At 66.1% G+C, this 25799-nt stretch carries 17 protein-coding genes; 3 read left to right on the top strand and 14 right to left on the bottom strand.

From position 1 onward, the window contains the following. Positions 1-25: 25 nt before the first annotated feature. The 9 genes from ACXJLH_RS21595 to ACXJLH_RS21555 form a co-directional block, all read right to left on the bottom strand. On the bottom strand, positions 26-979 hold the full coding sequence (locus tag ACXJLH_RS21595; protein WP_457446160.1) for a HEAT repeat domain-containing protein: 954 nt from the start codon (positions 977-979) through the stop codon (positions 26-28). A 2-nt stretch (positions 980-981) separates the two neighbouring features. Then, positions 982-1215 carry a 4Fe-4S dicluster domain-containing protein gene (locus tag ACXJLH_RS21590; RefSeq protein ID WP_056193195.1) on the bottom strand — a complete coding sequence of 78 codons (234 nt, stop codon included), beginning with the start codon at positions 1213-1215 and terminating at the stop codon, positions 982-984. Positions 1216-1492: 277 nt separating this feature from the next. Then, positions 1493-3220, bottom strand: coding sequence for a fumarate reductase/succinate dehydrogenase flavoprotein subunit (locus tag ACXJLH_RS21585; protein WP_457446158.1), 1728 nt, complete (start codon positions 3218-3220; stop codon positions 1493-1495). A gap of 13 nt (positions 3221-3233) precedes the next feature. After that, complete coding sequence (locus tag ACXJLH_RS21580) at positions 3234-4022, bottom strand: GntR family transcriptional regulator (protein WP_457446156.1); 789 nt, start codon at positions 4020-4022, stop codon at positions 3234-3236. A 324-nt stretch (positions 4023-4346) separates the two neighbouring features. Next, complete coding sequence (locus ACXJLH_RS21575; protein ID WP_457355559.1) at positions 4347-6674, bottom strand: GGDEF/EAL domain-containing response regulator; 2328 nt, start codon at positions 6672-6674, stop codon at positions 4347-4349. A 2-nt stretch (positions 6675-6676) separates the two neighbouring features. Further along, on the bottom strand, positions 6677-9682 hold the full coding sequence (locus ACXJLH_RS21570; RefSeq protein ID WP_457446154.1) for a response regulator: 3006 nt from the start codon (positions 9680-9682) through the stop codon (positions 6677-6679). After that, positions 9679-10287 (bottom strand): YfiR family protein, encoded by a 609-nt coding sequence (locus ACXJLH_RS21565; protein WP_457446152.1) that lies wholly within the window; start codon positions 10285-10287, stop codon positions 9679-9681. The genes ACXJLH_RS21570 and ACXJLH_RS21565 overlap by 4 nt, the downstream gene beginning before the upstream one ends. After that, the gene (locus tag ACXJLH_RS21560) at positions 10287-12128 is read right to left on the bottom strand and encodes a TonB-dependent receptor plug domain-containing protein (protein ID WP_457446150.1); all 1842 of its coding nucleotides are present in this window, start codon (positions 12126-12128) and stop codon (positions 10287-10289) included. Before ACXJLH_RS21560 ends, ACXJLH_RS21565 begins: the two co-directional genes overlap by 1 nt. Before the next feature lie 311 nt (positions 12129-12439). Continuing rightward, complete coding sequence (locus ACXJLH_RS21555) at positions 12440-14458, bottom strand: PAS domain-containing hybrid sensor histidine kinase/response regulator (protein WP_457446148.1); 2019 nt, start codon at positions 14456-14458, stop codon at positions 12440-12442. Positions 14459-14739: 281 nt separating this feature from the next. On the opposite strand from ACXJLH_RS21555, the gene ACXJLH_RS21550 reads away from it, so the two are divergent. Together ACXJLH_RS21550 and ACXJLH_RS21545 are read left to right on the top strand one after the other, a co-directional pair. Next, on the top strand, positions 14740-15495 hold the full coding sequence (locus tag ACXJLH_RS21550) for an alpha/beta fold hydrolase (RefSeq protein WP_457446146.1): 756 nt from the start codon (positions 14740-14742) through the stop codon (positions 15493-15495). Between the two features lie 14 nt (positions 15496-15509). Further along, the gene (locus ACXJLH_RS21545; protein WP_457446144.1) at positions 15510-16271 is read left to right on the top strand and encodes a MauE/DoxX family redox-associated membrane protein; all 762 of its coding nucleotides are present in this window, start codon (positions 15510-15512) and stop codon (positions 16269-16271) included. A 116-nt stretch (positions 16272-16387) separates the two neighbouring features. Here ACXJLH_RS21545 and gstA read toward each other — a convergent pair whose 3' ends face one another. The 5 genes from gstA to ACXJLH_RS21520 all read right to left on the bottom strand — a co-directional run bounded on the left by gstA (position 16388) and on the right by ACXJLH_RS21520 (position 24445). Then, complete coding sequence (gene gstA / locus ACXJLH_RS21540) at positions 16388-16993, bottom strand: glutathione transferase GstA (protein ID WP_457446142.1); 606 nt, start codon at positions 16991-16993, stop codon at positions 16388-16390. 126 nt (positions 16994-17119) lie between these two features. Beyond that, positions 17120-18928, bottom strand: a complete 1809-nt coding sequence (locus ACXJLH_RS21535) for a response regulator (RefSeq protein WP_457446140.1) — start codon at positions 18926-18928, stop codon at positions 17120-17122. Then, positions 18925-21858 (bottom strand): sensor histidine kinase, encoded by a 2934-nt coding sequence (locus ACXJLH_RS21530; RefSeq protein ID WP_457446138.1) that lies wholly within the window; start codon positions 21856-21858, stop codon positions 18925-18927. The genes ACXJLH_RS21535 and ACXJLH_RS21530 overlap by 4 nt, the downstream gene beginning before the upstream one ends. A 237-nt stretch (positions 21859-22095) precedes the next feature. Beyond that, on the bottom strand, positions 22096-23301 hold the full coding sequence (locus tag ACXJLH_RS21525) for an MFS transporter (protein ID WP_457446136.1): 1206 nt from the start codon (positions 23299-23301) through the stop codon (positions 22096-22098). A 124-nt stretch (positions 23302-23425) separates the two neighbouring features. Further along, positions 23426-24445 carry a LacI family DNA-binding transcriptional regulator gene (locus tag ACXJLH_RS21520; RefSeq protein WP_457355523.1) on the bottom strand — a complete coding sequence of 340 codons (1020 nt, stop codon included), beginning with the start codon at positions 24443-24445 and terminating at the stop codon, positions 23426-23428. 213 nt (positions 24446-24658) lie between these two features. Between ACXJLH_RS21520 and ACXJLH_RS21515 the strand changes: the two genes are divergently transcribed. Next, positions 24659-25798: a glycoside hydrolase family 88/105 protein gene (locus tag ACXJLH_RS21515; RefSeq protein WP_457446135.1), complete on the top strand. Its 1140-nt coding sequence runs from the start codon at positions 24659-24661 to the stop codon at positions 25796-25798. Position 25799: the final 1 nt, after the last annotated feature.

The raw sequence follows: 25799 nt of genomic DNA, 5'->3' as shown, positions 1-25799 counted from the left end.
GCGAACGCAAGTGAGCGTGGGGGCTTCATGCATTACTCCCGTTCATTTGGATGGTCGTCAACGCCAGCTTGGACAGTTTGCGCACGTCCGGGTCGGGGTCGCGCAGCGTGCGCTCCAGCGGCGTGATGGCGCGCGGGTCGCCGATCTCGCCGAGCGCAATGACAGCCTCCTTGCGCAGGTTGCTGACCGGATGGATCAGCGCCTCCACCAGCGCCATCACGCCGTCGCGCGCCTTCAGCTTGCCCAGGGAGCGAGCGGCCTTCACGCGCACCTGCCAGTACTCGTCGTCCATGGCGCGCACGAGGTTGGGCACGCCCAGCGCCGAGCCGGTCTTGGCGAAGGTCGTGGCAGCTTCCTCGCGCACCTGCCAGACCGGGTCGTTGAGAGCCCGGCTCAGCGCGGGATGCACGCTGATCTCGGCATCGTTGGCAAAGCTCAGCGCACCGACGGCGACGCGGCGCACCTCGGCGTCATCGTCATGCGCGGCGACTTCGGTCAGCGCCGAGATGGCCTGCGGCTTCTTCAGATAGCCCAGCACGCTGACGGCCGCGCGGCGCACCTTGGCGTCGGTGTGGGCGAGCGCGGCCATGGCGGGGTCGAAGGCGGCGTCCACGCGCAGGGCTTTTACGGCCTGCAGCGCGGCGGCCTGCACTTCGGGGTCCGCGTCGCCCAGGTAGGGCAGCAGCGCTGTGGCGGAGGCTGAGTCTTTCAGCTCTGCGAGCGTGTAGGCAACGGCCTCGCGCACGGCAGCGTCCTCGTCCTTGAGCCGCGGCGCCAGTGCCGCCAGCACCTCGGGCTCCTCGAAGCCTTCGAGGGCCTTGGCGGCTTCGAGCCGCACGGTGGCATCGCTGTCGCCAAGCGCCGCAATCAGCAGCGGCGCGATGTCGTCTTCCTCGTCGGTGTAGGGCAGGTCGATGACGGCGATGCGTCGCACGCCCGCGTCGCTATTGCGCAGCCGGTCATGGATGGTGGCAAGCATGATCACCTCACCAGGTAGGGGATGTCGACGCGCACTGCGCCGGTGGGGCAGTCCTTCTCGCAGGGCATGCAGTACCAGCATTCATCGAACTTCATGAACGCCTTGTTCTTGGTCAAGTCGATGGCCAGCACGTCGAGTGGGCAGACGTCGACGCAGACGGTGCAGCCCTTGTCGGCGATGCACTTGTCTTCGTCGATGACGACGGGGGCCTGGGTGCGGGTGATGGTGATGGTCATTGCGGTCTCCTGAGGGCCTGTTGACGCTATGGCAATGGGTCGCGAAGGCCCGCCGCCACGGGCCAATCAAGGCGTGACACGCCGCCCGCACTGATGTGCGGGCAAGTGGCGCAACGCGGAGTGGCCCGTGGCGGCGGGCCTTCCCGAAGGGTTGTGGCCAAAACGACCGCGCGCGGCGTTGCAAATGCTCGCCGGGTGTGCAACCCGGCTCCGCTTTGCGCCTTGCTCGCGGCCGTTTTGGCCACAACGCGACCCGTTGCCATAGCGTCAACAGGCCCTAGGCGGCCGCAGGCGTGGCGACGCGCAGGCGCTGGTAGGCGGACTTCTCTTCCTCGTTCAGCTCCACGACGTAGGGCTCCACCGCGCGCTTGCGGAACACCGCGTTGCCGCTCGCGTCACTCGTCACGTTGGTGTGGCAGAACCAGTCGGCGTCGTTCTTCTCGGGGTGGTCCACGCGCAGGTGGTACAGGCCCCAGCGGCTCTCGGTGCGGAACAGCGAGGCGCGCGCCGCCAGCTCGGCGCAGTCGCGGATGGTGTGGGCCTCCATCGCCCGCATCAGCTCGTGCGGGTCGGCCGCGCCCATGTGCTGCAGGTCCTCGCGGATCTCGTCGAAGCGCTGAAGGCCGATCTCCATCTTGCGGGTGACCTTGGGCGGCTGCAGGTAGTCGTTGACGATGCGGCGCGTCTTGTATTCGACCTGGAAGGGCGTCAGGCCCTCGGTCCTGCCCAGCGGCGCATAGACGCGGGCCTTCTCCTTCTCGACCTGGCCGGCATCGAAGGCCGGCGCCGCGATGCCGCTGACATAGTCGGCCGCGTTCTCGCCGCAGAACTTGCCGTAGACGAAGGCGCCCAGCATGTAGTTGTGCGGGATGCTGGCGCAATCGCCCGCCGCATACAGCCCGGGGATGGAACACTCGCCGCGCTCATTCGTCCAGATGCCCGAGGCGCTGTGGCCGCTGCAGAAACCGATCTCCGAGATGTGCATCTCGATCATCTGCTTGCGGTAGTCGGTGCCGCGGCCCTCGTGGAAGCGGCCGCGGCTGGGGCGCTCGTTGGTGTGCAGGATGTGCTCGATCTCGCTGATCGTTTCCTCGGCGAGGTGGTCGAGCTTCAGGAACACCGGGCCCTTGCCGCCTTCGAGTTCGTTGAAGAACTCCATCATCATCTGGCCGCTCCAGTAGTCGCACTCGATGAAGCGCTGGCCGGCGTTGTTGGAGGTGTAGCCGCCGAAGGGGCCGGTCACGTAGGCGCAAGCCGGGCCGTTGTAGTCCTTGATCAGCGGGTTGATCTGGAAGCACTCGAGGTTGGTCAGCTCGGCGCCTGCGTGATAGGCCATCACGTGCCCTTCACCGCAGTTGGTCGGGTTCTCGTAGGTGCCAAACAAATAGCCACTGGCGGGCAGGCCCAGACGCCCGGCCGCGCCCGTGCAGATGATGACGGCCTTGGCCTTGATGACGTGGAAGTCCGCCGTGCGGCAGTCGAAACCCATCACGCCGGCAATCTCGCCGTCAGGCCCGGTCAGCAGCCGCGTGGCCACGACGCGATTGGTGATCTCCACGCGGGCCCGCTTGAGCTGGCGGTAGAGCACCCGCTTCATGTGGTGGCCCTCGGGCATGGGCAGCACGTAGCTGCCCAGGTGGTGGACCTTGCGCACCGAGTAGTCGCCGGTCTCATCCTTCTCGAATTTGATACCCCAGCGGTCCAGCTCCTCGATCATCGGGAAGCTGTTGGCCGCGTAGGCGTAGACACCCTTCTGGTCGACGATGCCGTCGTTGGCGACGGTGATCTCCTTGGTGTATTGCTCGGGTGTCGCGTGGCCGGGGATGACGGCGTTGTTCAGCCCGTCCATGCCCATGCTGATGGCGCCGCTGCGCTTGACGTTGGCCTTGTCCAGCAGCAGCACCCGCAGCTTGGGATTCTTCTCCTTGGCCTTCACCGCGGCCATCGGGCCGCCGGTTCCACCGCCAACGATGACGAGGTCGTATTCGTGTTCGATCGTGTCCATGTGCAGGCTCTCCTCAAGAGGCTCGTTCGGAAACAGGCACGCGATCGACGCGCACCTTGTACTGGAAGGCGTCGCCGCGGTAATAGAGGTGTTCGTAGTCGATGGGCGCGCCGTCGGCGGTGTGCGTCGTGCGCTCGATGAAGAGCACGGGCGAGCCCTCCTCGACCTTGAGCTGCCCGGCCAGCGTCTCGTCCGCCAGCGTCGAGCCGATCTGCAGCTCGGCGTGGCCGAGGGCCAGGCCGTAGTCGTTCTCCAGGATGGCGAAGATGTCGCGCGCGGCCAGGTCTTCCTTGGCCAGGCGCTGGCCGATGGCTGCGGGCACGTAGGTCACGTCCAGCGAGATCGGCTCGCGGTTCAGGAAGCGCAGGCGATGCAGCTCCGTGACCTTGGCGCGTTTGGCCAGTTGCAGCTTCTCGGCCACCTGCGGCGACGGCAGCACCGTCTTGATCGACAGCACGCGGGCAAAGGTCTCGTAGCCCATCTGCCGCATCGCCTCGCCGAAGCCCTGCAGGCGCCCCAGATCCTGGAAGGCCTTGGGCTTGGAGACAAAGCTGCCCTTGCCGTGGATGCGGAAGATCAGACCTTCGTTCTGCAGGTCATTGAGCGCCTGGCGCACGGTGATGCGGCTGACGTCGAACGCGGCCATCATCTCGCTCTCCGATGGCATCTGCTGATGCGGCTGGTAGCTGCCGTCGAGGATGCGTGCGCGCAGGATCTCCTTGATCTGCGTGTACAGCGGCAGCGGTGACGACAGCTTGATGCGATGAGCGCCGTCCGCCTCGGGGGCGGGGACCAGCGTCAAGGATTTCCTAGCTGCAAGAGCGCCTTTGCTCATGGCCATCCAACTCGTTATGACAAGTCATCACGAGCAGGAGCCGTGCCAGCTTTTCCAGGCTGGGTTTGCACGCGGCTGGTGCCGCAGGGCGGCTGGTGCTGCAGGGGCTGTTTCCAGTGTCTGACGCCCGGGACGGCGGCGTCAGGAAGGTCTCATCGAGACCGCTCGCTGCCCCTCACGCCATGTGTTCTGGCAATGCACCGAAGCGGGTCCATGCCCCAATTTGAATGCGCCAAATGTGTGAATGACCCGCCGCTGGCGGAGCCCTGAAAACCGGACATCGATCCGCCGTCAATGCTCCAGAGGCTGGCGTCGCATGGGCAGCGCGATCCTTTCGCCGGCCGCCCCCGTGCCAGGGGCGGCTGCGGTCATTGCCAACTGCCGGCCCTCCAGCAGCATGCGGGCGTATTCCTCGGCCGGCACCGGGCGGCTGAAGTGGTAGCCCTGGATCTGGTCGCAGCCGCTGGCCCTCAGGAACTCCAGCTGCGCGGGGGTTTCGACGCCTTCCGCAATGACGTGCATGCGCATGCTGTGAGCCATGGCGATGATGGCCAGCGAGATGGCGGCGTCTTCTGGGCTGCGTGTGATATCGGTGATGAAGGACCGGTCGATCTTCACCGAGTTGAAAGGAAAGAGCTTCAGGTAAGCGAGCGAGGAGTAGCCGGTGCCAAAGTCGTCCAGAGACAGGTGCAGGCCGAACTGGCGGAGGTCATGCATGGTGCGCTCGGCCGCGATGGGATCCTGCATGACCAGGGTTTCGGTCAGCTCGAGTTCGATGGCGTCGGCGCCCAGTCCGTTGTCGCGCAGGGCTTGCTCGACACACTGGCGTACCCGACCCTCGCGGAACTGCAGGGTCGACAGGTTCACCGCGACCGGCCGCGTCGCGATGCCTCGCGACCGCCAGACCGCCTGCTGGGCGCAGACGGCCTGGATGACCCATTCGCCGATGGGCACGATGAGGCCAGTCTCTTCGGCGATTGGAATGAAATCGCCCGGGGGCACCAGGCCGCGCTTGGGATGCTGCCAGCGGATCAGGGCTTCGGCCGCGGTGATCTGGCCATCGGCCAGATTGACCTTGGGCTGGAAATGCAACACGAACTGCTGCTGGGCCAATGCTTCGCGCAGTTGCCCCTCCATCTCCAGCTTCTCGGCCATGCGGGCATTCATCTCGGGCGAATAGGTGGCATGCTTCTCGCCAGCCAAACGGGCCTGCTTGAGGGCGGACTCGGCATTGCGGAACAGCGATTCGGCACTGGCGCCGTCCTCCGGATACACGGACACGCCCAGGTGGGCGGACAGGCTGACGTCGCTGCCATCGACTGACGTGGGTCGGCCGATGACTTCGTCCAGCACGCGCAGCAGCGTCGCGACGTCCTCGTCGCCCTTGTAGCTGCCGGCGACGGCGAAGTTGTCGCCCGCCAGCCGGGCCACGTTGTGGCTGCGCGCGAATTCGGTGGCCAGGCGCTGCCCCAGTTGTCTCAGCAACTGGTCCCCCACGTGCCGGCCCAGGGTGTCGTTCAGCCGTTTGAACCGGTGGAGGTTGGCAATGACGGCCACCACGCCGGTGCCGGCCGCAGCCGCGGACTGGATTGCGAGGTCAAGGCGGTCCAGGAAGACAAGGTTGTTGGGCAGGCCGGTCAGTGCGTCATAGCGGGACAGGTAATGGACTTTTTCCTCCTGCTCGATGTGCCTGAGCGCAAACGAGATATCGCCAGCCAGCTCGCCGAGCAGCTTGAGCTCGTCCTCGTCGAAGAGATGGGCCTCCGTGGCGTACAGCGCGATGACGCCGACGAGCCGGTCACCGGAAGTCAACGGCAGCGCAATCGCGGAGCCGACCCCCTTCGCCGGCGCAACGGCGTGGACAGCCGCACCCATGTCCTCCTGCGAGAGGTCGTTGCAGTACACGACGCCGCCGCCATCGAGCGCCCGGTAGGGAAGTGAGCGTCGACCTGGCCCACCGGTGGCGCCCAGAGCGCCGCGCAACTCGTCGAGCTGCCCGGCATCCAGGCCTCGCGCGGCAATGGGGTCGAGCCTCTTCAAAGGGCCGTGGGCGAGGCCGATCCAGGCACTCGCGAAGCCGCCATCCTCGGCGGCGATGCGGCAGGTTTCATCAAACAGCGCCTGCCGGTCGCGCAGCCTGACGATGGCCGAGTTGATGCCGCTCAGGACGCTCTTGATGCGGCTGAGCCGGCTGATCTTCAGCTGCTGGGCCTCGAGCTCCTTGACGTAGCGCTCCAGCATGGAGGTATGCACCAGCGACAGGTGGGTGCGCACCCGTGCCAGCACCAGGGCCGGCGACACGGGCTTGACGATGTAGTCGACCGCGCCGCAGTCGAATCCCGCGGCCTCGTCGCCGACGTCGGCCAGCGCCGTCACGAAGATGACGGCGATGTGCTGGGTCTGGGGGGCGGCCTTGAGCCGGCGGCAGACCTCATAGCCGTCCAGGTCGGGCATCTGGACGTCCAGCAGGATCAACGAAGGCTGGTGCTTCTGCGCGGCGGCGAGGCATTCACCGCCACTGCGCGCGAACGCCAGCGGATAGTGCGGCGCGAGGATCTGCTTCAAGGTTGCGAGGTTGATCGGCTCGTCGTCGACGATGAGGATGGGTCCGTTCGGCATGCCTACTTCCTTTGCTCTTCCAGTTCGGCGACGAGGTCCCGCGCCATCTGTTCCGCACGCCGGAAATCGAACTCCTCGACGCTGGCAAGCAAGGCGGCCAGCGTGGCCTGCGGCAGCAGCCCGTCCAGGCGCTGGAACACGGGTGCGGCCAGGTCCGGGTTGTCGCTGTCCAGCGCGTCCAGCAGCTCATGAAGCAGGGCCGCCACCCGTGCCCTGTCGACGGACGGGCTGACCGGCGCCGGCTGCGGTTCATTCGCGGCGGCGTCAGCCGTGAACGCCGCAATCGATCGGAGGGCCTGGGCGAAGGCGGCCTCGAACGGCGCCCATTCGTCGAAGGGGTCCCTGCCTTCGATCAGCCGATGCTCCAGGCGGCCGGCAGCGCGTGCCAGCTGGGGAAGAGCCAGGTTGCCCGCAGAGCCCTTGAGCTTGTGCAGCAGGGCGGTGGCTTCCTTTTCTTGCCCTTGGTTGAGCAGCTTGCGCAGCTGCGCCGCGCTGTCGGCGTTGTCGCGGGCAAATTTGGCCAGGAACTTCCGGTAGACGGCGAGGTCCTGCCAGACCTTGCGCGCGTCGGCCACCGAGATGCCTTCAAAGGGCACGCCGTCCTCGGCCTGCGGGCCGGCCGGCGCCACGGCCTCGACGGATGCGATGTCGGCCGGCTCGCGCTGCGCGGTCAGGCGCTGAATGGCCGCGATCAGCTCATCGACGGCAAAGGGCTTGGCCACGAAGGCATTCATGCCGGCTTCCCGAGCCTCTTCCTGCTGGACCTTGAACGCGCCGGCCGTCAGCGCGATGACCGGGAGGTCTGCCAGGCCTGGCGTGCCGCGCAGCACGCGCGTTGCCTGGTAGCCGTCCATCACCGGCATCTGGACGTCCATCAGCACGATGTCGACCTCGCCGACATGGGCCGTCAGCCAATCCAGGGCCTGCAGGCCGTTCTCGGCCAGCTGCACGGTGGCGCCTTCGGACTCGAGGATGCGCAGCGCAACCTCGCGGTTGATGTCGCTGTCGTCAACGACGAGGGCGCGCAGGCCAACAAGGCGCTGCGTCGCCTCGGTTTGCGGGCTGTCGGACATGGCCGCAACCCCCCGGCGTCGCATGGCCTGGGCCACGCTGTTGTACAGCGAAGAGCTGGTCACGGGCTTGTTGAGCACGCCGTCGATCAGCTCGCTGCCCTCGCTCTTGAGGAGCTCGTCTCGGGAGTAGGCCGTCACCATCAGCACGATGGGCGCTTGCTGTCCCTCCATCGTGCGGCGGATGGCGCGCGCGGTCGCCAGCCCGTCCAGGCCGGGCATCTTCCAGTCCAGCAGGAGCACGTCATAGGCCTCGGTGCCCTGAAGTCGATTGCGCACCTTGCCGAGGGCGGCTTCGCCGGAATCGGTCAGCGTGGGTGCCCAGCCCATGGCCCGAGCGGTCAGCGCAAGGTTTTCGCGCGCCACGTCGCTGTCGTCCGCGACCAGGACTTCCAGTTTTGACAGCGCCGCGGGCTGGTAGTTCTGGATCGGGACCCATTTGAAAGGCAGGCTGAACCAGAATTCGCTGCCTTTGCCAGGCGTGCTGATGACGCCGATCTCTCCGCCCATCTTGGTGACGAGCTGGCGGCAGATCGCCAATCCCAGCCCGGTACCTCCGAAGCGGCGAGTCGTTGACATGTCCGCCTGGGCAAAGGCCGAGAAGATGTGGCTCTGCTTCTCCAGCGGAATGCCGATGCCCGTGTCGCTGACCGAAAAACGAAGGCGAGCCGAGCCGTCGGTGCGCTCCAGCAGCGCGATGCCGACCTTGACGACACCGCTGGAGGTGAACTTGATGGCGTTGCTGGTCAGGTTGATCAGGATCTGTTCGAGCCGCAGCGCATCGCCGTGCAGTTCGCCACCAACATCGGGCGCCGGCGAGATGACAAGCTCCAGATCCTTGTCGCCCGCATTGGCGCTCATGATGTTGGCCAGGTTGTCCAGCACGCCGTCCAGGTGCAGGGGGGCCTCTTCGATCTCCAGCTGGCCGGCCTCGATCTTGGAGAAGTCCAGGATGTCGTTGATGATGGTCTGCAGCGACCGGCCGGCATTGCGGATCTTCTTGACCAGGTCCAGCGCATCGGGCTCCAGCGGCTTGTTCGCGAGCAGGTAGGCCAGCCCGAGCACGGCGTTCATCGGCGTGCGGATCTCGTGGCTCATGTTGGCGAGGAAGTCGGCCTTGGCGCGGCTCGCGGCCTCGGCCTCCTGGGTGCGAACGACCAGCTCCGCGGTGCGCCGCTCGACGCGCTGCTCCAGCTCCGCGTTCAGCGTGCGTACGGCCACCTCGGCTGTGCTGCGCTCGGCGATCTCATGCTCGAGCGTCTGCAGCATGCCGTTGAAGGATTCGGCCAGCTCTCCGATCTCGTCCTCGGTCGTCTTGCGGGCACGCAGGCTGAAGTCGCGCTGCTGCATGACCTGCTGCGCCACTTCGCTGACAGCCAGCATGGGCCGGGTGATGCGGCGCTGCAGCCGAAAGGACACCAGCAGGCCCAGGGCGAGACTGCCGCCGAGCACGACGCCGAAGATCAGGAGATAGTCCCGCAGCCATTGGGCGACGTCGTAGCGGCCATCGATGTAGACCGCTCCCAGTCGGCCATTGGCGCCATTGACCGGCAGCATCACGATCAGATTGCTGCGCAGGACCTGCACCCCCGCGGATGGCGGCTCGGCAGGCAGGGCCGCGCCGGGAGTGGCTGCGTTCACATAGCGCGCAAACAGCTTGCCGCCTGCCGTATAGATTGCCGCGGCATTGATATTGGGGTCACCGCGCAACTGGCCGAGGGTGTCGGTGGCAACCTTGGAATCGTCGAACTCCAGGGCTGTCGCGCTGCCCTGGCCGAGGATGTCGGCAAGCGTTGTCAGTTCGCGCGCCGAGCGGTCGCGGTTCTCCACCATGTCGTGATAGAAGAAGGCGGCGCTGGCCCCGAGCAGCGTGCAAGCGTTGACGGCCAGCACCATCAGCAGCAGCTTGTTGCTTATCGAGCGCAAGCGGATCCTCATTCAGAGGCTCCCGGGTTCCCGCGCTGTGCGACAGCCAACAGGCGCGAGCTGATCTTGAGCCCATGCCGCTCCGCGTTGCGGACCGAGATCTCGAAGCGCACCCGGTTGTCCACCAGCATGAAGTTGATGACGCAGCCCGCGTCGATGCCACCTGGGATGTCCGAGACCGTCAGTGTCGGCAGGGCCTTGTAGGGCTCCAACGTGCGCCGGAGTTGCGGGGTGTCGGCACCGCTCACAAAGATGAGCTGGACACTGCGGGGCAGGTCGCCGGCCTTGAGAAGGCGCACCTCGACGGGGTGGTCGCTCAGTGAACGGCCCGACGTGAGCTTGTTGAGTTCTGTGGCGATGTCCCCGGCGCCGACGATGCCGATGGTGAAAGGCATCGTGGCGTCCATGAAGGCATTCGGCGGCCACTCCACATAGCCGGCGAACTTGTACAGATAGGCGGCCTTGATCTGGGCTTCCAGCGCACGGCTGTCGTTGTCGGCGGCGCCGCTTTGCGCGGCGGCGAAGAAGAGAAGACCTGTGATCGCCATGCGCCGCAGCACTGGCACATTGCCGCGCCATTGCAGGAGGCACCCGAGAAATAGGCTCAGGCGCGGCATCAGAATCTCGCCGTGGCGGTGATCTGGGCGGTGCGCCCGACCATGATCGGGTCGGCCCCGGTTGCGCCGCCCTGCGCGAACTCGCGGTGATTTGCATGCAGGAGATTGCGCGCTGAGACGGCGAAGGCCAGCCTGTCGGAGTACCGCCAGCCGACACGCGCATCGGCCTCGTTGTAGCCGGGCACGGTGGTGAAGCGCAGCTTCGCGACCCGCCGCAGCGTGACATCGATATCCACGCCCGCCGCCAGCGACCAAGAGGACTGCAGCCGAACCTGGTAGCGGGGATCGTTTCCCGGCGCAATGGCGGCCACGTTGGCGCCGCTGAAGCGCTCGTGCATCGAGGTCAGTCCCGCATGGATAGCCCAGCTCCTGCTGACCTGGTAGCGGCCCCAGGCCTCGACGCCATAGACCTCCGCTTTGGATGCATTGATCAGTACGAAAGTGCGGTCGCTCAGGCGCCGGTAATTGCGCAGGCTCGAGTAGCGGCTGCCGAATACCGTGACCGAGTAGGACAGGTTCTCGCTGGGTTGAGCTCGCGCGCCAACCTCCAGCGTGTTGGCGATCTCCGAGCGGAAGTTGGGGCCGCCCGCCAACTGGTAGGGAGGCTGCGCTGGCACGAAGAACTCGACGTCGATGCGGGAGGGCGTGCGCACCGCACGGGACGCTGCGCTCCACAGCAGCAGTTGGGGCGACAGCTTCCAGCCCAGCCGGGCGCTTGGCATCCATTCCGTGCCCGTGTAACTGTTGTGCTCGGCCTTGGTGCCCAGTGTCAGCGTCGCGGTTGGCGAAAGCTGGCGCTCATGCTGAACGAAGGCATTCGTCCAGTGCAGGCGCCGGGATGCGGGCAGAAAGGCCAGGCTGCCGTAGTTGCCGACTTCGTCCTCGGCCATGCGGTGGCCGCCGCCGAAGATCCACTGGCTGCCCTCGCTGGCAGCCAGCAGGTACTGCAGGTCGACATCGACGACCTGCAGGTTCTCGTTGTAGGAGCCAGGGACATCGCGCCAGGAGCGGTCGACGTAGGTCTGCAGATTCAGCGTTGCGCCGTCGTCCATCGGTCGTACCCAACGCGCCAGCAGGTTGCCACCATGGTGGCGCTGGTCGGCGGCATTGGGCTGGCTGATCGACTCCTTGTAGGCATCGCCCTGCAGCGTCAGCGCGCCGCCGCCGGCGTCGATACCCGCCCGAAAACCCAGCTGGAGCTTCTCGAAGCCATCGTCGGCATCAATGCCGCTGGCTCGCTCGCTGTCCTGGCGGCGGTTGTACTTGGCGTAGGCGCGCACGGCGCCGCCGCCATCGAAGCGCCAGCCATGGCGCAGCGACAGGCCCTGGCTGAGATTGCCAGCCGCTGCCGACGCGAGCGTTCCCAGGCTGCCCTCGGCGGGCGTCGTGATGACATTGATGACGCCGTTGACGGCATTGGCGCCCCACAGCGTGCCTCCCGGGCCGCTGACGACCTCGATGCGCTCCACGTCACCCAAAGGCACGTCCTGGGATTCCCAGAACACGCCGGAATACAGCGGCGTGTAGACGCTGCGGCCATCGATCAGCACCAGCAGCTTGTTCGCCGTGGCCGAATTGAAGCCGCGCGCGCTGATGGCGTACTGGCTGGCATTGATGCGTGCAACCTGCAGGTTGGGTGCCAGGCGCAGAGCCTCGGCCAGCGTATTGACGCCGGCGCGCTGGATGGCTTCCTTGGTGATGACGTAGATCGAGGCCGGCGCGTCGGCCAGGCGCTGCTCCCGTTTCGACACCGAGGTGATCTCGATGTCGCCCAGCTGCTCCAGTGACAGGTCTGCCAGGTTCGTGGTGCCAGCTGCCCAGGCCACGCCCTGGGTCACCATCAGAAGCGAAAAGAGCAGGCCCAGGCCATGAGCGCAGCGCGGCGCGCGCGGCCACCGTTCAACTCTCCCACCTGTCTCCTGTCTCGGCCGGCTGCGCAGCGTCTCAGACATGGCCGCCTCGTTCATTTGATTTGTAGGTCAGCTCATTCTGTGAGTCATGTGCTACAGAGGCAACGCAAACACAATGGCCGCGCCGTCGTTATGGTTTTTCGGCCGTTGGTGGGGGAGTCTGAAGTTGGGCCCCGATGCCGGTTGCGCCGCAAGTGTGTCAGTTTATTTGATAAGTTAGCTTTAGGATCAGCCGGACGACTTCAGGCCGCTCTGTGGCGGATGGCGTCATCGATCGCAGACAGCAGATCACCCTGGTCAAAAGGCTTGGCAACCCGGCGGAACCAGAGGATCGGCTCGCCGTCACCCTCGGGCATGGCGTCGGCCCCCGCGCTGATGGCGATCACCGGAATGCTGGCGGTGCGCGGATCCTGCGACAGCAGTTGAAAGGCCTGGCGCCCGGTGAGTTCCGGCATCCGGTTGTCCATCAGGATGACGGCGGGCGCATGGGCAAGGGCCAGCGCCACACCCTCGCGGCCGTTGTTTGCCGTGATGAGGCGCAGGTCCGGCCGATGCACCAGCTGCGCGCGCACGAGGTCGTGGCTGGGCAGGTCGTCCTCGACCAGCAGCACGGTGAGCTGCGGCTGGATGTCGCTCACGCCGCCGGGGCGCTCCTGCGGGCCGACGCCGATCTCCGGCTTTCGCGACACGGCTTCACCGCCAGCCAGCTCGAACCAGAAGCAGCTGCCCGTTCCGGGCGTGCTGTCCACGCCGATTCGGCCGCCCATCAATTCGACCAGGTGCCGGGTCACGACCAAGCCGAGGCCCGTGCCTTCCACGGCGCCCGGGCCTTCGCCGGAATGCCCCAGCCGATTGAAGGCCTCGAAGAGCTGGGCCAGCTCCTGCGGGCGCAGTCCGGAGCCGCCGTCTTGTACTTCGATGCGCACACGCTCGGCGCCGGAGGGTCGCACCCGCAGTTCAAGCGCACCGCCCGGCCGGTTGTACTTGATGGCGTTGGACAGCAGGTTCAGCAGCACCTGCTTGAGTCGCGTTCGGTCCGCCACCACGGCCAGCGCGTCTGGCGGCGCCTCGAAATTCGTTTGCAGACCGCGGGCCTGGGCTTGCGGCATGACCATGGCTTCGCACTCGGCCAGCAACTGGCGCAGCGGCAGTACCTGCATGTCGAGCTTCAGCTTGCCGGCTTCGATCTGCGACAAGTTGAGCAGTTCACCGATCAGCGTCAGCAGGTGCTCGCCGGCCTTCTGGATATGGGCGTTGAAGGCCGCTTGCCTTTCCGCGGGCAAGCCGTGGCCCGGGGAGGCAAGCATCTGCGAGAAGCCGATGATGGCGTTCAGCGGCGTCCGCAGCTCATGGCTCATGCGGCTCAGGAACTCGCTCTTGGCCTGGTTGGCATGCTCGGCGGCGCGGGTGGCAGCGACGAGCTCGCGGTTGGATGCTTCCAGCTGTTCTGTCCGCAGGGCCACCCGGTGCTCGAGCTGCTCGTTGAGGTCGCGCATGGTGGCTTCCACCGCCTTCTGGACCGTCACATCCTGCAGGGTGCTGAACCATCGCAGGCCGCCGACCTCGGCCACCTCCTCGAGGGGCTCGATCACCTGGGCCACCTGCACGACTTCGCCATCGGCGCGYACCAGGCGGTACTCCACTTCGACTTTGGCCCGCGTGCGCGCCGCTTCGAGGCTCGCACTGCGGTAGCTGGCCCGATCGTCGGCATGCACCCGTTGATTCATCCAGTCGCGTGTCGTGCGCGGCATGTCCTGCGGCGCGCAGCCGACGAGCTGGGGCAGGGTGTCGGACCAGCGCTCGAAGGAGCCGTCCGGGCGGGTCACCACATGGCTGAGTTTGGCCACCCCCTGGGCGCGCCGAAGGCCAGCCTCGCGCTCGCGCAATGCCGCTTCCGCCTGCATGCGCAGGGTCACGTCAAGCGGTGCGACGAAGCGGGCAGGCCGGCCTTCATAGAGCAACTCATGAGAGGTGATTTCGACGTAGATCAGCCGCCCGTCCTTGAGCCGATGCCGCCAGACGCCGCTGTTGAACACCTCGGCGGGCGTGAGGCGTACTGACGTCTCCACGGCGCCCACGTCTTCCGGTGGGCGGATGTCGCGGATGGACATCGAAAGGAATTCCTCGCGCGTGTAGCCGTATTTCTGGCAGGCCACCTCGTTGACGTCGAGAAAGCGCAGCGTCTGCAGGTCATAGACCCACATGGGCAAGGGGTTGGCCGCGAAGAGCTGTTGATACCGGCGTGCGTGCGAACCGCTCATTTGCCTCGACTCAAGCGTTGACCGGCGCTTGCTGCGCAAAACCTTCCTGCCTCGGTGAGCTGATTTTCCGGATCTGGCGACCATTCGTTCGCTCCTGCAAGCGTGGCCATGGTTCCGCAGCGCAACGGCGCGCCGTTCTGACTCTAAGTCCAATCTGCCATGGCGCGCCGTAAGTAACACTTTGCTTGCCTGCATGGGCTTGAAAGCTCAGGCAGTTGTCCGACACGCGAACCGTCCCGACCGGTCTACCGTCGTCGCCAGAACCATTGGCTGGAGCGACCATGGCGTCGATGCCGTTGCTGCTGTTGCCTGGGCTTCTGAACGATGCCCGGGTGTGGGGGCCCATTCTTCAAGCGATCTCCCAGGAGCGCATCGTGGAAAAGGGGCAGACCCACATCGCCGACAACGTCGGCGCGCTCGCCGCTGCGTCGCTGGCGCGCATGCCTGCGGGGCGCTTTGCTGTCGCCGGGTTCTCGCTGGGCGGCTATGTCGCGCTGGAGCTCTGCCGCCAGGCGCGGGACCGGATCGCGGGCATCGCACTGATCGACACCAGCGCGCGCGCCGACACGGCCGAGGCCAGGTTGAACCGCCAGCGCATCCTCGATCGCCTCAAGGCGGGCAGCGCGACGTTCGAGCAGGTTGTTGCAGAGCTTTCCGCTCGCCTGCTGCATCCGGCGCATGCCGCCGATGAAAAACTGCTCGACCTGCTGCGCGACATGGCGCGTGCCGTCGGGGTCGGCGGCTTCGTCCGTCAGCAGACGGCGGCGATGAATCGCGCCGACCGCCGCGACGTGCTGCAGACGCTGGAGTGTCCGGCGCTGGTGGTCTGTGGCCGCGAGGACCAGGTCACGCCGCCCGAGCGCAGTGAGCAGATGGCCCACTTGCTCAAGGGTGACGTCGAGTTGTTGCTGGTGCCGCAGGCGGGCCACCTGACGACGCTGGAGCAGCCGGAGGCGGTCGGCGGGGCCGTCCTGCGTTGGCTGGCGAAGGTGGATGCCTCGTCATCAACGCGTTCAACCTTGGGCTCTGGCGCCTGAGCCGAAATGCAGTGATGGTGAAACCGGTCAAGCGGGCAGTGTTGTACCGGATGGTCATGCCGGAGCATGTCTGCCCGTTCGGGCTGAAGTCCTTGGATCTGCTGAAGCGCCACGGCTACGAGGTCGAGGACCACCCGCTCACCAGCCACGCCGAGACCGAGGCCTTCAAGAAGGCGCAAGGCGTGCAGACCACGCCTCAGACCTTCATCGATGGCAGGCGCATAGGTGGGCACGATGACCTGCGCGCGTTCTTCGGCCACCCGGTGAAGGACGAGGGCGCTGCCACCTACCTGCCGGTCGTCATGCTGTTCGCAATGGCCGCGGCGATGTCGTTGGCCATCGGCTGGGACGACTACGGCGGCCTGCGCATCGTCCAGGCCATGGAACGTTTCGTGGCCCTCTCGATGTGCCTGCTGGCCCTTCAGAAGCTGCGTGATGTCGAGGCCTTTTCCACCATGTTCCTCAACTACGACCTTCTGGCCAGGAGGTGGGTTCGCTACGCCTACATCTATCCGTTCGCAGAAGGACTGGCCGGCATCCTGATGCTGGCAGATGCGCTCAGGTGGCTGGCGATAGCCGTGGCGCTTTTCATAGGGGTGGTGGGTGCGGTGTCTGTCTTCAAGGCGGTGTATGTCGACAAGCGCGAGCTGAAGTGTGCCTGCGTGGGTGGTGACAGCCGCGTGCCGCTGGGCTTTGTCTCGCTGACCGAGAATCTGATGATGGTCGCCATGGCTTGCTGGATGGCGGTGAAGCCCGCCGGCCTTGGAGTCCCCTGACATGGCTCACACGTGCAGTGTTCCTCGCCCGCCGCTGTGGTGCTGAGGCCAGCGCCGCGCAGGCACGGGCGCTTCTTCCCATGGCGAGGCAGCGGCCCGCTATCCAGCAGCAGCGATCAAGCCTGACTTTCGGCCTGCAGGGCCGCCTGGACCGCAGGGCGCTGGCGCGTTCGCGCCTGGTGGGCCGCCAGGTTCTCCAGGCCCGCGATGTCCACGCCGACGCGGCCGGCCCAGCCGGTGATCACGAACAGGTAGGCGTCGGCCACGGTGAAGGTCTCGCCCATCAGGTAGGACTTGCCGGCCAGTTGCTGGTTTACCCAGCCAAAGCGATCGAGCAGTTTCTTCTTGAAGATCGGCCTGGCCTCTTCGGGCAGGGCCGGATTGAACAGCGGCGAGAAGCCTTTGTGCAGTTCGCTGCCGACGAAGGCCAGCCATTCCTGCACGCGCGTGCGTGCCAGGGTGCCGGCCGGTGGCAGCAGGCCTCGGTCGGGCGCGCGTTCGGCCAGGTACTGCACGATGGCTGCGTTCTCAGTGATGCGCTGGCCGTCGTCCAGCTCCAGCAGCGGCACGTAGCCGCGCGGGTTGATGGCGTAGTAGTCACTGCCATCGAGCAGTTGGTGGGCCTTCAAATTGACCTGCACGGTTTCAGCGGCCAGGCCCGCCTCCAGCACCACGATGTGTGGGCACAGCGAACAGGCACCAGGGGCGAAGTAGAGCTTCATGGAAAGGTCTCCTTGCGAGTGAGCGTGAGCCGTGCAGGCTAATCCAATCGCTTCGGACGTTCAAACCTCGAGGATTGCCGGGTGAGGGCAGGGCGCGCAACGCGCCCGCCCAGACCGCTCCACCGCTCAGTCAGCGCCTGCGGTGGGCGGCCATTGCAAACCGAGCTGCTCTCCGATATGGGCCTGCAGCGCCTCCAGCGACACAGGCTTGGTCAGGAACACGTTGACGCCGGCCTGCAGGCAGGTGGCACGGTGCTCGGCGGTGGCCGAGGCCGAGACCGCGATCACGGGCACGGTGGCCAGCTCGGCGTCCCGCCGCAGCCGGCGCGTGGCTTCCACGCCGCCGACAGACGGCATCATGCTGTCCATCACGATCAGGTCCGGCCGGAAGCTCCTTGCCGCCGCCAGCAGTTCGCTGCCATCGCTGGCCTGCGCCACTTCGAAGCCGGCGTTGGTGAGGAAATCGCACATCAGCGTGCGGTTCGCCGCCACATCGTCGACCACCAGCACGCGTCGTGGCGGCCCCGCGTAGCGCGCCACGCCGGGCACCCTGCGAGGCGCGGCCTCCGCCCGCTGCGCTATTGGCAACGGCAGCTCCACGCGAAACCGGGAGCCGCGCCCGAACTCACTGCTCACCTGCACTTGTCCGCCCATGTCGTTCACCAATGCGCGGGTGATCGCGAGCCCCAGCCCCGTACCAGCACTGCGGTGCTGCACGTCGCCCACCTGCTCAAAGGGCTTGAAGATGCGTTCCATGTCATCGGGGCGCATGCCGACACCGGTGTCCTCGATATCCAGCCGCAGCAACACCTGCCCGGGGCCAGTCGGCTCGGCACGGGCGCGCAGCGCGACCGTCCCGTGGTCGGTGAACTTGATCGCGTTGCCCAGCAGGTTCAGCAGCACCTGGCGCAACCGGCGCTCGTCGGCCAGCACGGCCTCGGGCAAGCCCTCACCGGCCTCGAACACGAAGGCCAGACGCTTCTCGTCTGCCTTCACCCGCATGAGGCTCACGACCGTCTGCAGCAGGCCGGTCAGGTGCACCGGCTCCGGGTTCAGGTCCGTGCGACCGGCCTCGATGCGCGCCAGGTCGAGGATGTCGTTGATCAGCGCCAGCAGGTGCTGCCCGCTCTGGTGGATGGTGTCCAGGCCGCGCGCCTGGCGCGCGCTCAGGCCGCCCTCCATGGTCAGCAGTTGCGCGTAGCCGAGGACGGCATTCAGCGGTGTGCGCAGCTCGTGGCTCATGCCGGCGAGGAACTCGCTCTTCGCTCGGTTGGCCGCTTCGGCTGCGTGCCGGGCGGCGCGCTCGGTCTGGAGCATCCCGCGCTCGAGTTCGAGCGTCGCGGCATGCGCGCGATCCCGGGCATCCAGCTTCGACAGGGTGCTTCGCACCTGGCTTTCGACCGCCTCCTCGCTGAGCGCGAGCACCCTGGCGATCTCGGTGTAGGCGTTCCCCTGAGCGATGAATCGCAGGACGCTGATCTCCGCCGGCGTGAGGTTGTCGTCGATGATCTGCTCGGCCAGTTCAAATGACCCTTCCGACGGAAGCGCGTGGCGGCCGGCGTGCACGGCGCGGATGGCGTCGAGCAGCTCCTTGTGCAAGGCGTTCTTCAGAAGGTAGCCGCGCGCGCCGGCTTGCAAGGCGCGCTGCGCCTGAGCGTCGCCGGCATAGGTGGTGAGCACGATGATCCGGGCTTCGGGAAACTCGGCCCGGATCGCGCCGATCGCGTCAAGCCCGCTCATGCCGGGCATCTGCAAGTCCATCAGCGTGACGTCGGGGCGGTGCGCGCGGAATTGCTGAATCGCTTCGCGTCCGTTCGCTGCTTCCGCCACGAGGGCCATGTCCGGCTCCACGGAAAGCAGCATCGCGATGCCCTGCCGCACGATCGGGTGATCGTCGACGCAGAGAACCTGGATGCGGGTCAGATCTTCGGTCATTCGCCGACCTCGCTGGGTGCGAACTTCTTGTGGAGGAACCACGATCGAGCCGGTACCGGCCGACTGTACGCCTGCGAGCTGGGCGCACTGAATACCACTTCCGTTCCGGTCCCCGGGCCGCTGCGAACCGCCAGCTTGCCGCCGACGAGCTCGGCGCGCTCCCGCATGCCGCTCAACCCGAAGTGCCCTTGTTTTTCGCCCGCGTGCAGCACTTCCGGGTCGATCCCCTTGCCGTCGTCGCGAACCCGTACGCACAGCTGCCGCTCGTCGTAGCCAATCTCGACCTGGATCTGCTTTGCATCAGCGTGGTGGAAGGCGTTGCGCAGCGCCTCGCCGGCGATGCGGAAGGTCTCGTCGCGCACCAGCGGATGCAGAGCTTGCGGCGTTCCCTGCACTTCGACATGCGCCGATGCCGCGTGACCGCTCTCGTTCGCCAGATCCTCGGCGAGCGCCCGCAAGGCGTCCGCCAGGTTGTTGGTCTCCAGCGCCGAGGTCCGCAAGCCCTGCACGGTGTCGCGGCCCTCCGTGATCGCCTCGGCTGCATGGTCGATGGCGCCCGCAAGGATCTGCCTCGACTCGCGCGGGCGATCAGGCAGCAGGTTGAGCGCGGCCTGGAACTGCAGCAGCAGCCCGTGAAAACGCTGCAACAGGGTGTCGTGCAGGTCGCGAGCGATGCGCGTGCGTTCGGCAATACGCGCCTCCAGCGTCGCCTCCAACTGCCGATGCAGCCGCCGGATGCGCATGTGCAGCCGGAGTTGGAAAGCGCTCCATGCCAGGCCGATGAGCAGGACGGCGCCGGCCAGGCGGAACCAGGTGGTTTGGTAGAAGGCCGGCGGAATGGCGAACTCGAGCTGCGCGCCTTCCTCGTTCCACACGCCGCTGTTGTTGGACGCCTTCACGCGGAAGCGATAGTTGCCGGGCGGCAGATTGGTATAGGTGGCCTGGCGCCTGTCGATGGCCTCCTGCCAATCGTTGTCGTGCCCCTCCAGCCTGTAGCGAAAGCGCGTGCTCTTCGGGTCGACCAGGCTCAGCGCGGTGAACTCGATCGTCATGTCGCGGACCAGCGGGGGCAGACGAAGGCCGTTCTCGACCGCATAGGGCCTGTGGTCGGCGAGCAGAGCTTCGATGTGAACCGGCGGCGGCAGCGGGTTGAAGGGCAGGTGGTCGGGGGCGATCACCTGGACGTCTGCGCCCGACACGAACCAGAGCTTGCCGTCCGGCCCTTTCGCCACGGGAGGGTTGAAGTAGGCCGGCGTGAGCGCCAGCAGCGGCACGCCATCCGCGGCCCCCCAGACCTTCGTGGTGACCCGGCGGCTCGGGTCGGCGATCCAGGCAGCCAGGTCATCACGCAGAACCCGCACGAGTCCGCAGGACGCATACATCCACAGCGACCCATCGTCGTCCAGCGTCGACCAGTGCACTGTGTTGCAGGGCAGGCCGTTGCCGACCGCGAGCGTGGTGACGCGGCCATCCTTGATCCGGCTGAGGCCTCCCTCTTCGGTGGCGGCCCAGACCGCCCCGTCGGCATCGAGCCGGAGACCGGCGACGTGGCCCGCGCCCAGCCCTTCGGCGGGCGTGTAGGCGGCCTGGACCTTGCCGTCCTTGAAATACAACACCCCACCGTCCTGCCAGAAGGACAGCCACAAGCCACCTCGGTCGGCGACGACGACCTTGGCCTGTTGCCGGCGACCGAGCGCGGCCCACGGGATGTTCTCGGCGAATCGGCCCTTGTGCAGCCGTGCAAGGCCATCGTTGCCTGAAAGCCAGAGGTCGCCCGCCCCGTCCCCCGTGATGGAATAGATCTCTTTGCTGGGCACACCGCTGACGGCGACGAAGCGGTCGTTCGCAAAGTAGGCGAGGCCACGGCCCGTGCTCACCCAGAGTCGCCCCTCGGCGTCCTGGTGCAGGGACTGCACCCTGGCGTCGGGCAGGCCGTCGCGTTCCCTGTAGACGGTCGGTCTCGCGCCCTTCCATCGGGCCAGTCCATCGCCGGTTGCCACCCAGACGCTGCCGTCCGTCGTGGCCAGCACAGACTTCGTGCCGTCATTGGGCAGCCCTTGTTGCAAGGAGAGGGTGGTGACAGGCAGCTTTCGGAAGCGGTCTATTCCCTTCTCGCTGCCGAACCAGATGTTGCCCTCGCGGTCTTGGAAGAGACTGCAGGCGATGTTCCCGGAGAGGCCGTCTGCCCGGGTGAACGCGTCGGCCTGGCCCTCCTGCAAATGGAGGATCCCGTGGCCTTCGGTTCCGATCCAGAGTCCGCCATCGCGGTCCCGCAACAACTTGTTGGCCTTGACGTCGCGGTCAGAGAGCCACTCATCGGGCTTGGCAGCGCTTCGCATCGGAGCAGGCACCAACCTGTCGCCGTCGATGCGCTGGATTCCTGCGCCACGGATGCCAATCAGGAGCTGTCCATCGGCGGTCGTGCTCAGGTCGCCCACTCGCGCGCCTGGCGTCTCGAATCGTTGCGGCGTCCCGGGCTTCCATCGCCAGAGGCCCGAGTCCGCACCCACCCACAGCGCCCCGGATTTGTCTTCGGCCAGGCTCCAGACGAACTGGCCAAACCCGCCTTCGGGCATGGAACATTGGGCCTGACCTGCGCGGATGGCGCACAGCCGTCCCTGTTCGCCCAGCAGGCCGGCCCAGACCGTTCCGTCGCGGTCCTCGAACAACGACGTCACGAACCCGTTGGGGATCTGCGGATAACGGGTCAGCTCGATGCCATTCCAGCTGACCAGGCCATTGAAGGTGCCAATCCAGAGCGTGCCATCGCGGGAAACCAGCAGGGCGTAGGGATTGCTTGGCAGCGACTGGCCTCTCGGTGGTTGCCAGGGAACGAACCGAAGGCCGTCGAAGCGAAACATGCCAAATGACCCACCGACCCAGAGATAGCCGTCGGGGGTTTGTGCCATCGCAAAGACGAGGCCCAGCAAGGCGCCGTCCCGAGCAGTCCACGAGGTGTGCGCGTACTGGGATACCTGCAGGGGAGGATCGAGCGCGAGGGCAGGGGATGGCGAGGTGAGCAGAGCCGAAGCCAGGAGCAGACCCGGCAGGAGGTGTCTCTGACTCTGGCCTTCCAGTTGCCCCACTGAATTCCTTTGCCTTCGCTTGCCGCTGGCAGCAAGTGAGCAGCGTATCGCGAAAGGGTCGCTGCAGGGCGGTTCAGAACGTCATTGCCGATCGGAAAGCACCGAAGACGGCCGCAGCCGCAAGAGGCACACAACGCACAGCAGAGAGAAAACCGTTCCTGCAAGCAGCGTGTAGCGATAGTCGTGTTCGGACAGGTCGAGCATCGGCCCTTGGACGCTGCTGACCAGGATCGTGCCGAAGATCACCATCAGATCTTTGGTCGAGTTGAACTGCACGAATCTGTCGCGCGGGAAAAGCGCCATCGGCATTGATGCAGCAGCCGTGAACCATGCGCCGGAAATCACCACGTGGGCAAAGTAGAAGACGCGGAAGCTGGCGGCGTCCGACACCAAGGCGAAGCCGCCCGCCGAGATGGCGCAATACACCGTCATGATGGCTACCGAGACCCGCACCGCACCCAAGCGATCAGCCATCGATCCAATGGCAAAGGCCGACACGATGGACACCGCATAGCCGGCTGCCGTCAATGCGCCCAGCGTGGCCTTCTGGATACCGGCCGCGTGCGCGTAGTGCAGATAGAAGGTGTTGAAGGGACTGAAGGTGACGCTCGCCAGCACGAAGGCGGCGACGGCCCACCCATAGGAGCGATGGCGAAAGCAGGCCAGCACGTGGTCGAGGGGAAATCTCAGCCGGCGCTCCGTCTTGTCAGCGGGCGCGGTGTCGGGCGGCAAGGGTGTCTCCTTCAGCATCAACGCCATCGCGAGGATAGGCAGGCAGAAGAAGAGGCCGACGCCCATCAGAACCTCGCGCAGATGGTGGTCCGTGAGCGCGAAGATCCAGTTGTGATACGCGATGCCGATCGTCAGGCTGACGATTCGGAACACCGCAAAGAAGCGACCGAGCAGGCCCGCGGGTACAAGGTCATTGACGAGGCCGTTGAACAGCGAGAAAGCGCTGATGGCGGCGCAGTCGAATGCGGCCCAGAACAGGCTGAACAGCGCGAGTCGGCAGTTGTGCAGGCCGGGTGACCAGCCGCCCAGTGCAGCATCAAGCCAGCCCGCCAGCGTGGGTGAGGCTGCCAGGCCCGCCATGGCCACGAGGCCGGTGGGCGCTGCAACCATCAGAAAGGGCTTGCGCCTGCCAAGGCGGCTGCGGCAGCGGTCCGAGTGATAGCCGGCCAGGGGTACCAACAGCAAGCTCAAGGCGGCGGGCACCGTGGACAGCAGCAGCGAGATCGTCGTGTCAGACGCCGCGTGCCGGCGCAGCAGCTCCAGCGCGCTGGGCACGGCAGCGCGGTCGCGCATCGAGACGCCGAAATCGCCGCACAGCAGCCAGAGCAGCAGGGCGCCCAGCCCGACAAGGCTGAGCGGCACAGCCGCCCCAGCTCTCGCAGCCAGTGCGCGATTCATGTCAGCCGCGTTGCGCCACGGGGCCGGTCGATTTGCGGACGACCAGTTCCAGCGGGAGGGCGATCTTCTTCGCTGCGATGCCCTGGCCCTCGATCAGCGCCACGAGTTCCCGTACCGCGCAGGCGCTGAGTTCGACCAGCGGCTGGCGCATCGTCGTCAGGGGTGGGTGGATGTGGCTGGAGATGGCGATGTCGTCGAAACCCACGACCGAGATGTCTTCGGGGACGCGCAGGCCTTTGCTGTGGATGGCGTCGATGGCGCCGAACGCCATTTCGTCGTTGGCCGCGAAGATGGCGGTGGGCGGCTCCGGCAGGTCCAGCAGCTGCACGGTGGCCGCGTAGCCGCCGGTCTGGACGAAACGACCCGGAACGATCAGCGCCGGGTCTGCGGCGATGCCGGCTTCGTTCAGGGCTTCGACATAGGCGGCCTGCCGCTCGGTGCTTTGGCCCGTGTAGTGGGAGCCGGCAATGAACGCGATGCGACGGTGCCCCAGCGACAGCAGATGCTCGACTGCCGTGCGGGCGCCCTTGCGGTTTTCGACCACGACGACGGGCAGCCCCATGGCGCGCGCATCGAAGTTGACGAACACACAGGGTAACTGGCGGTGTTCAAGGTCGCCGAGATAGGCATCCTCGACGTTCGGCATGGGCAGGATCAGGCCGGCGCACAGGTTGGCCAGCATGTCGCGCGTGTCTGCGCGGCCTGGGGCGTCGAAACGGTCGGCGTTGAACAGCAGGATGTCGTAGCCGCGGGCACGCGCTTCGTTGCTGATCTCCTTGGTGATCTCGTGCAGCACCAGTGAGCCGAAGTTGTTCACGAAGATGCCGATGAGCCGGCTTTTCTCGCCGCGCATGCGTCGCGCCACCATGTCGGGCGAGTAGTTCAGCTTGGCCGCAGCTTCCATGACGCGGGCGCGTGCATCTTCAGAGACGTAGCCCGTGCCGCGGATGGCACGCGATGCGGTGATGGGGGCGACGCCGGCCAACTTCGCTACTTCACTGAGCCTGCTGGGTTTTGGCATAGGTCAACGCTGAGATGGAATACCGCAATGTGGTGACGATACCACATTCATTGCAGCGACCGGCAAAGCGTGCCGGGCATCCAAATTTCTTTGTGATTTCGACTTGATATGCTAACGTAACCATATTCAATGGCCGCAGCAGCCAACCGGCGGGCTGCGCCGACCCAGCCGACGCATCGGAATTGCTCCGGTGCGTTTAACGGATCCATGCTGATGAAACTGAAGAATTGCGTGAGCGGCTTGTTATTGACGCTGGGCATTGCTCTGGGCGGGTGTGCGAGTGCGCCCACCCAAAACGGCAGCAACCGCACCGAAGTGCTTGCGGCGATCGACAAGGCCAATTCCTACTGGCAGGCGCGCGCACCCGCTCAGGACAGCCCATTCTGGAATGTGGCTGCCTATCACACCGGTAATATCGAAGCCTACCGGGTGACCGGCAATGAAAGTTATCGGCGCTATACCGAAACCTGGGCCGAGTACAACCAATGGATGGGCGCGCGGTCCAACGATAAATCAACCTGGAAATACACCTACGGCGAAACACCGGATCACGTGCTGTTCGGTGATTGGCAGATCTGCTTTCAGGTTTACGCAGACCTTTATCAGCTTGACAAGGACCCGCGCAAGATCGCTCGCGCCCGCGAGGTGATGGAATATCAGATGAGCACCCCCAACAAGGACTATTGGTGGTGGGTGGATGGGTTGTATATGGCCATGCCGGTCATGACAAAGATGTACAAGGCTACCGGCAATCGCCAGTATCTCGACAAGATGTACGAGTATTACAGCCACGCCAACAGCATCATGTACGACGCGCAGGAGAAGCTCTATTACCGGGACGCGAGATACGTGTTCCCGCAGCACAAGAGCGTCAACGGCAAGAAGGACTTCTGGTCCCGCGGCGATGGGTGGGCATTTGCGGCGCTTGCCAGGGTCCTGTCGGAATTGCCGCAGGACGATCCGCACCGCGGTGAGTACGTGCAGCGCCTTCAGGACATGGCTGCGGCGCTGCTGCCGCTGCAGCAGCCCGAGGGTTACTGGACGCGCAGCCTCATGGACCCGGCCCATGCGCCGGGCCCCGAGACCAGCGGGACGGCCTTCTTCACCTACGGGCTGCTGTGGGGCATCAACAATGGCCTGCTGCCGCGTGACCGGTACCTGCCTGCGGCGCAGCGCGGCTGGCATTACCTGACGACCGTGGCCCTGCAGCCCGACGGCAAGCTGGGGTATGTGCAGCCGATCGGCGACCGCGCGATTCCGGGGCAGGTGGTAGACCAGAATTCCACGTCGCACTTCGGCGTCGGCGCCTTCCTGCTGGCGGGGGCTGAAATGGTCCGTCTGCTCGACAAATAAC

This window comes from Roseateles sp. P5_E4, from assembly GCF_054049255.1.
This window is presented reverse-complemented; position numbering and strand designations above follow the sequence as displayed.

Bases quoted from the DNA above. Each gene is read 5' to 3' on its own strand.
- ACXJLH_RS21595 (WP_457446160.1), bottom strand. From the start codon at position 979: ATGCTTGCCACCATCCATGACCGGCTGCGCAATAGCGACGCGGGCGTG.
- ACXJLH_RS21590 (WP_056193195.1), bottom strand. From the start codon at position 1,215: ATGACCATCACCATCACCCGCACCCAGGCCCCCGTCGTCATCGACGAA.
- ACXJLH_RS21585 (WP_457446158.1), bottom strand. From the start codon at position 3,220: ATGGACACGATCGAACACGAATACGACCTCGTCATCGTTGGCGGTGGA.
- ACXJLH_RS21575 (WP_457355559.1), bottom strand. From the start codon at position 6,674: ATGCCGAACGGACCCATCCTCATCGTCGACGACGAGCCGATCAACCTC.
- ACXJLH_RS21570 (WP_457446154.1), bottom strand. From the start codon at position 9,682: ATGAGGATCCGCTTGCGCTCGATAAGCAACAAGCTGCTGCTGATGGTG.
- ACXJLH_RS21565 (WP_457446152.1), bottom strand. From the start codon at position 10,287: ATGCCGCGCCTGAGCCTATTTCTCGGGTGCCTCCTGCAATGGCGCGGC.
- ACXJLH_RS21560 (WP_457446150.1), bottom strand. From the start codon at position 12,128: ATGGTGACCCAGGGCGTGGCCTGGGCAGCTGGCACCACGAACCTGGCA.
- ACXJLH_RS21550 (WP_457446146.1), top strand. From the start codon at position 14,740: ATGGCGTCGATGCCGTTGCTGCTGTTGCCTGGGCTTCTGAACGATGCC.
- ACXJLH_RS21545 (WP_457446144.1), top strand. From the start codon at position 15,510: ATGGTGAAACCGGTCAAGCGGGCAGTGTTGTACCGGATGGTCATGCCG.
- gstA (WP_457446142.1), bottom strand. From the start codon at position 16,993: ATGAAGCTCTACTTCGCCCCTGGTGCCTGTTCGCTGTGCCCACACATC.
- ACXJLH_RS21535 (WP_457446140.1), bottom strand. From the start codon at position 18,928: ATGACCGAAGATCTGACCCGCATCCAGGTTCTCTGCGTCGACGATCAC.
- ACXJLH_RS21520 (WP_457355523.1), bottom strand. From the start codon at position 24,445: ATGCCAAAACCCAGCAGGCTCAGTGAAGTAGCGAAGTTGGCCGGCGTC.
- ACXJLH_RS21515 (WP_457446135.1), top strand. From the start codon at position 24,659: ATGAAACTGAAGAATTGCGTGAGCGGCTTGTTATTGACGCTGGGCATT.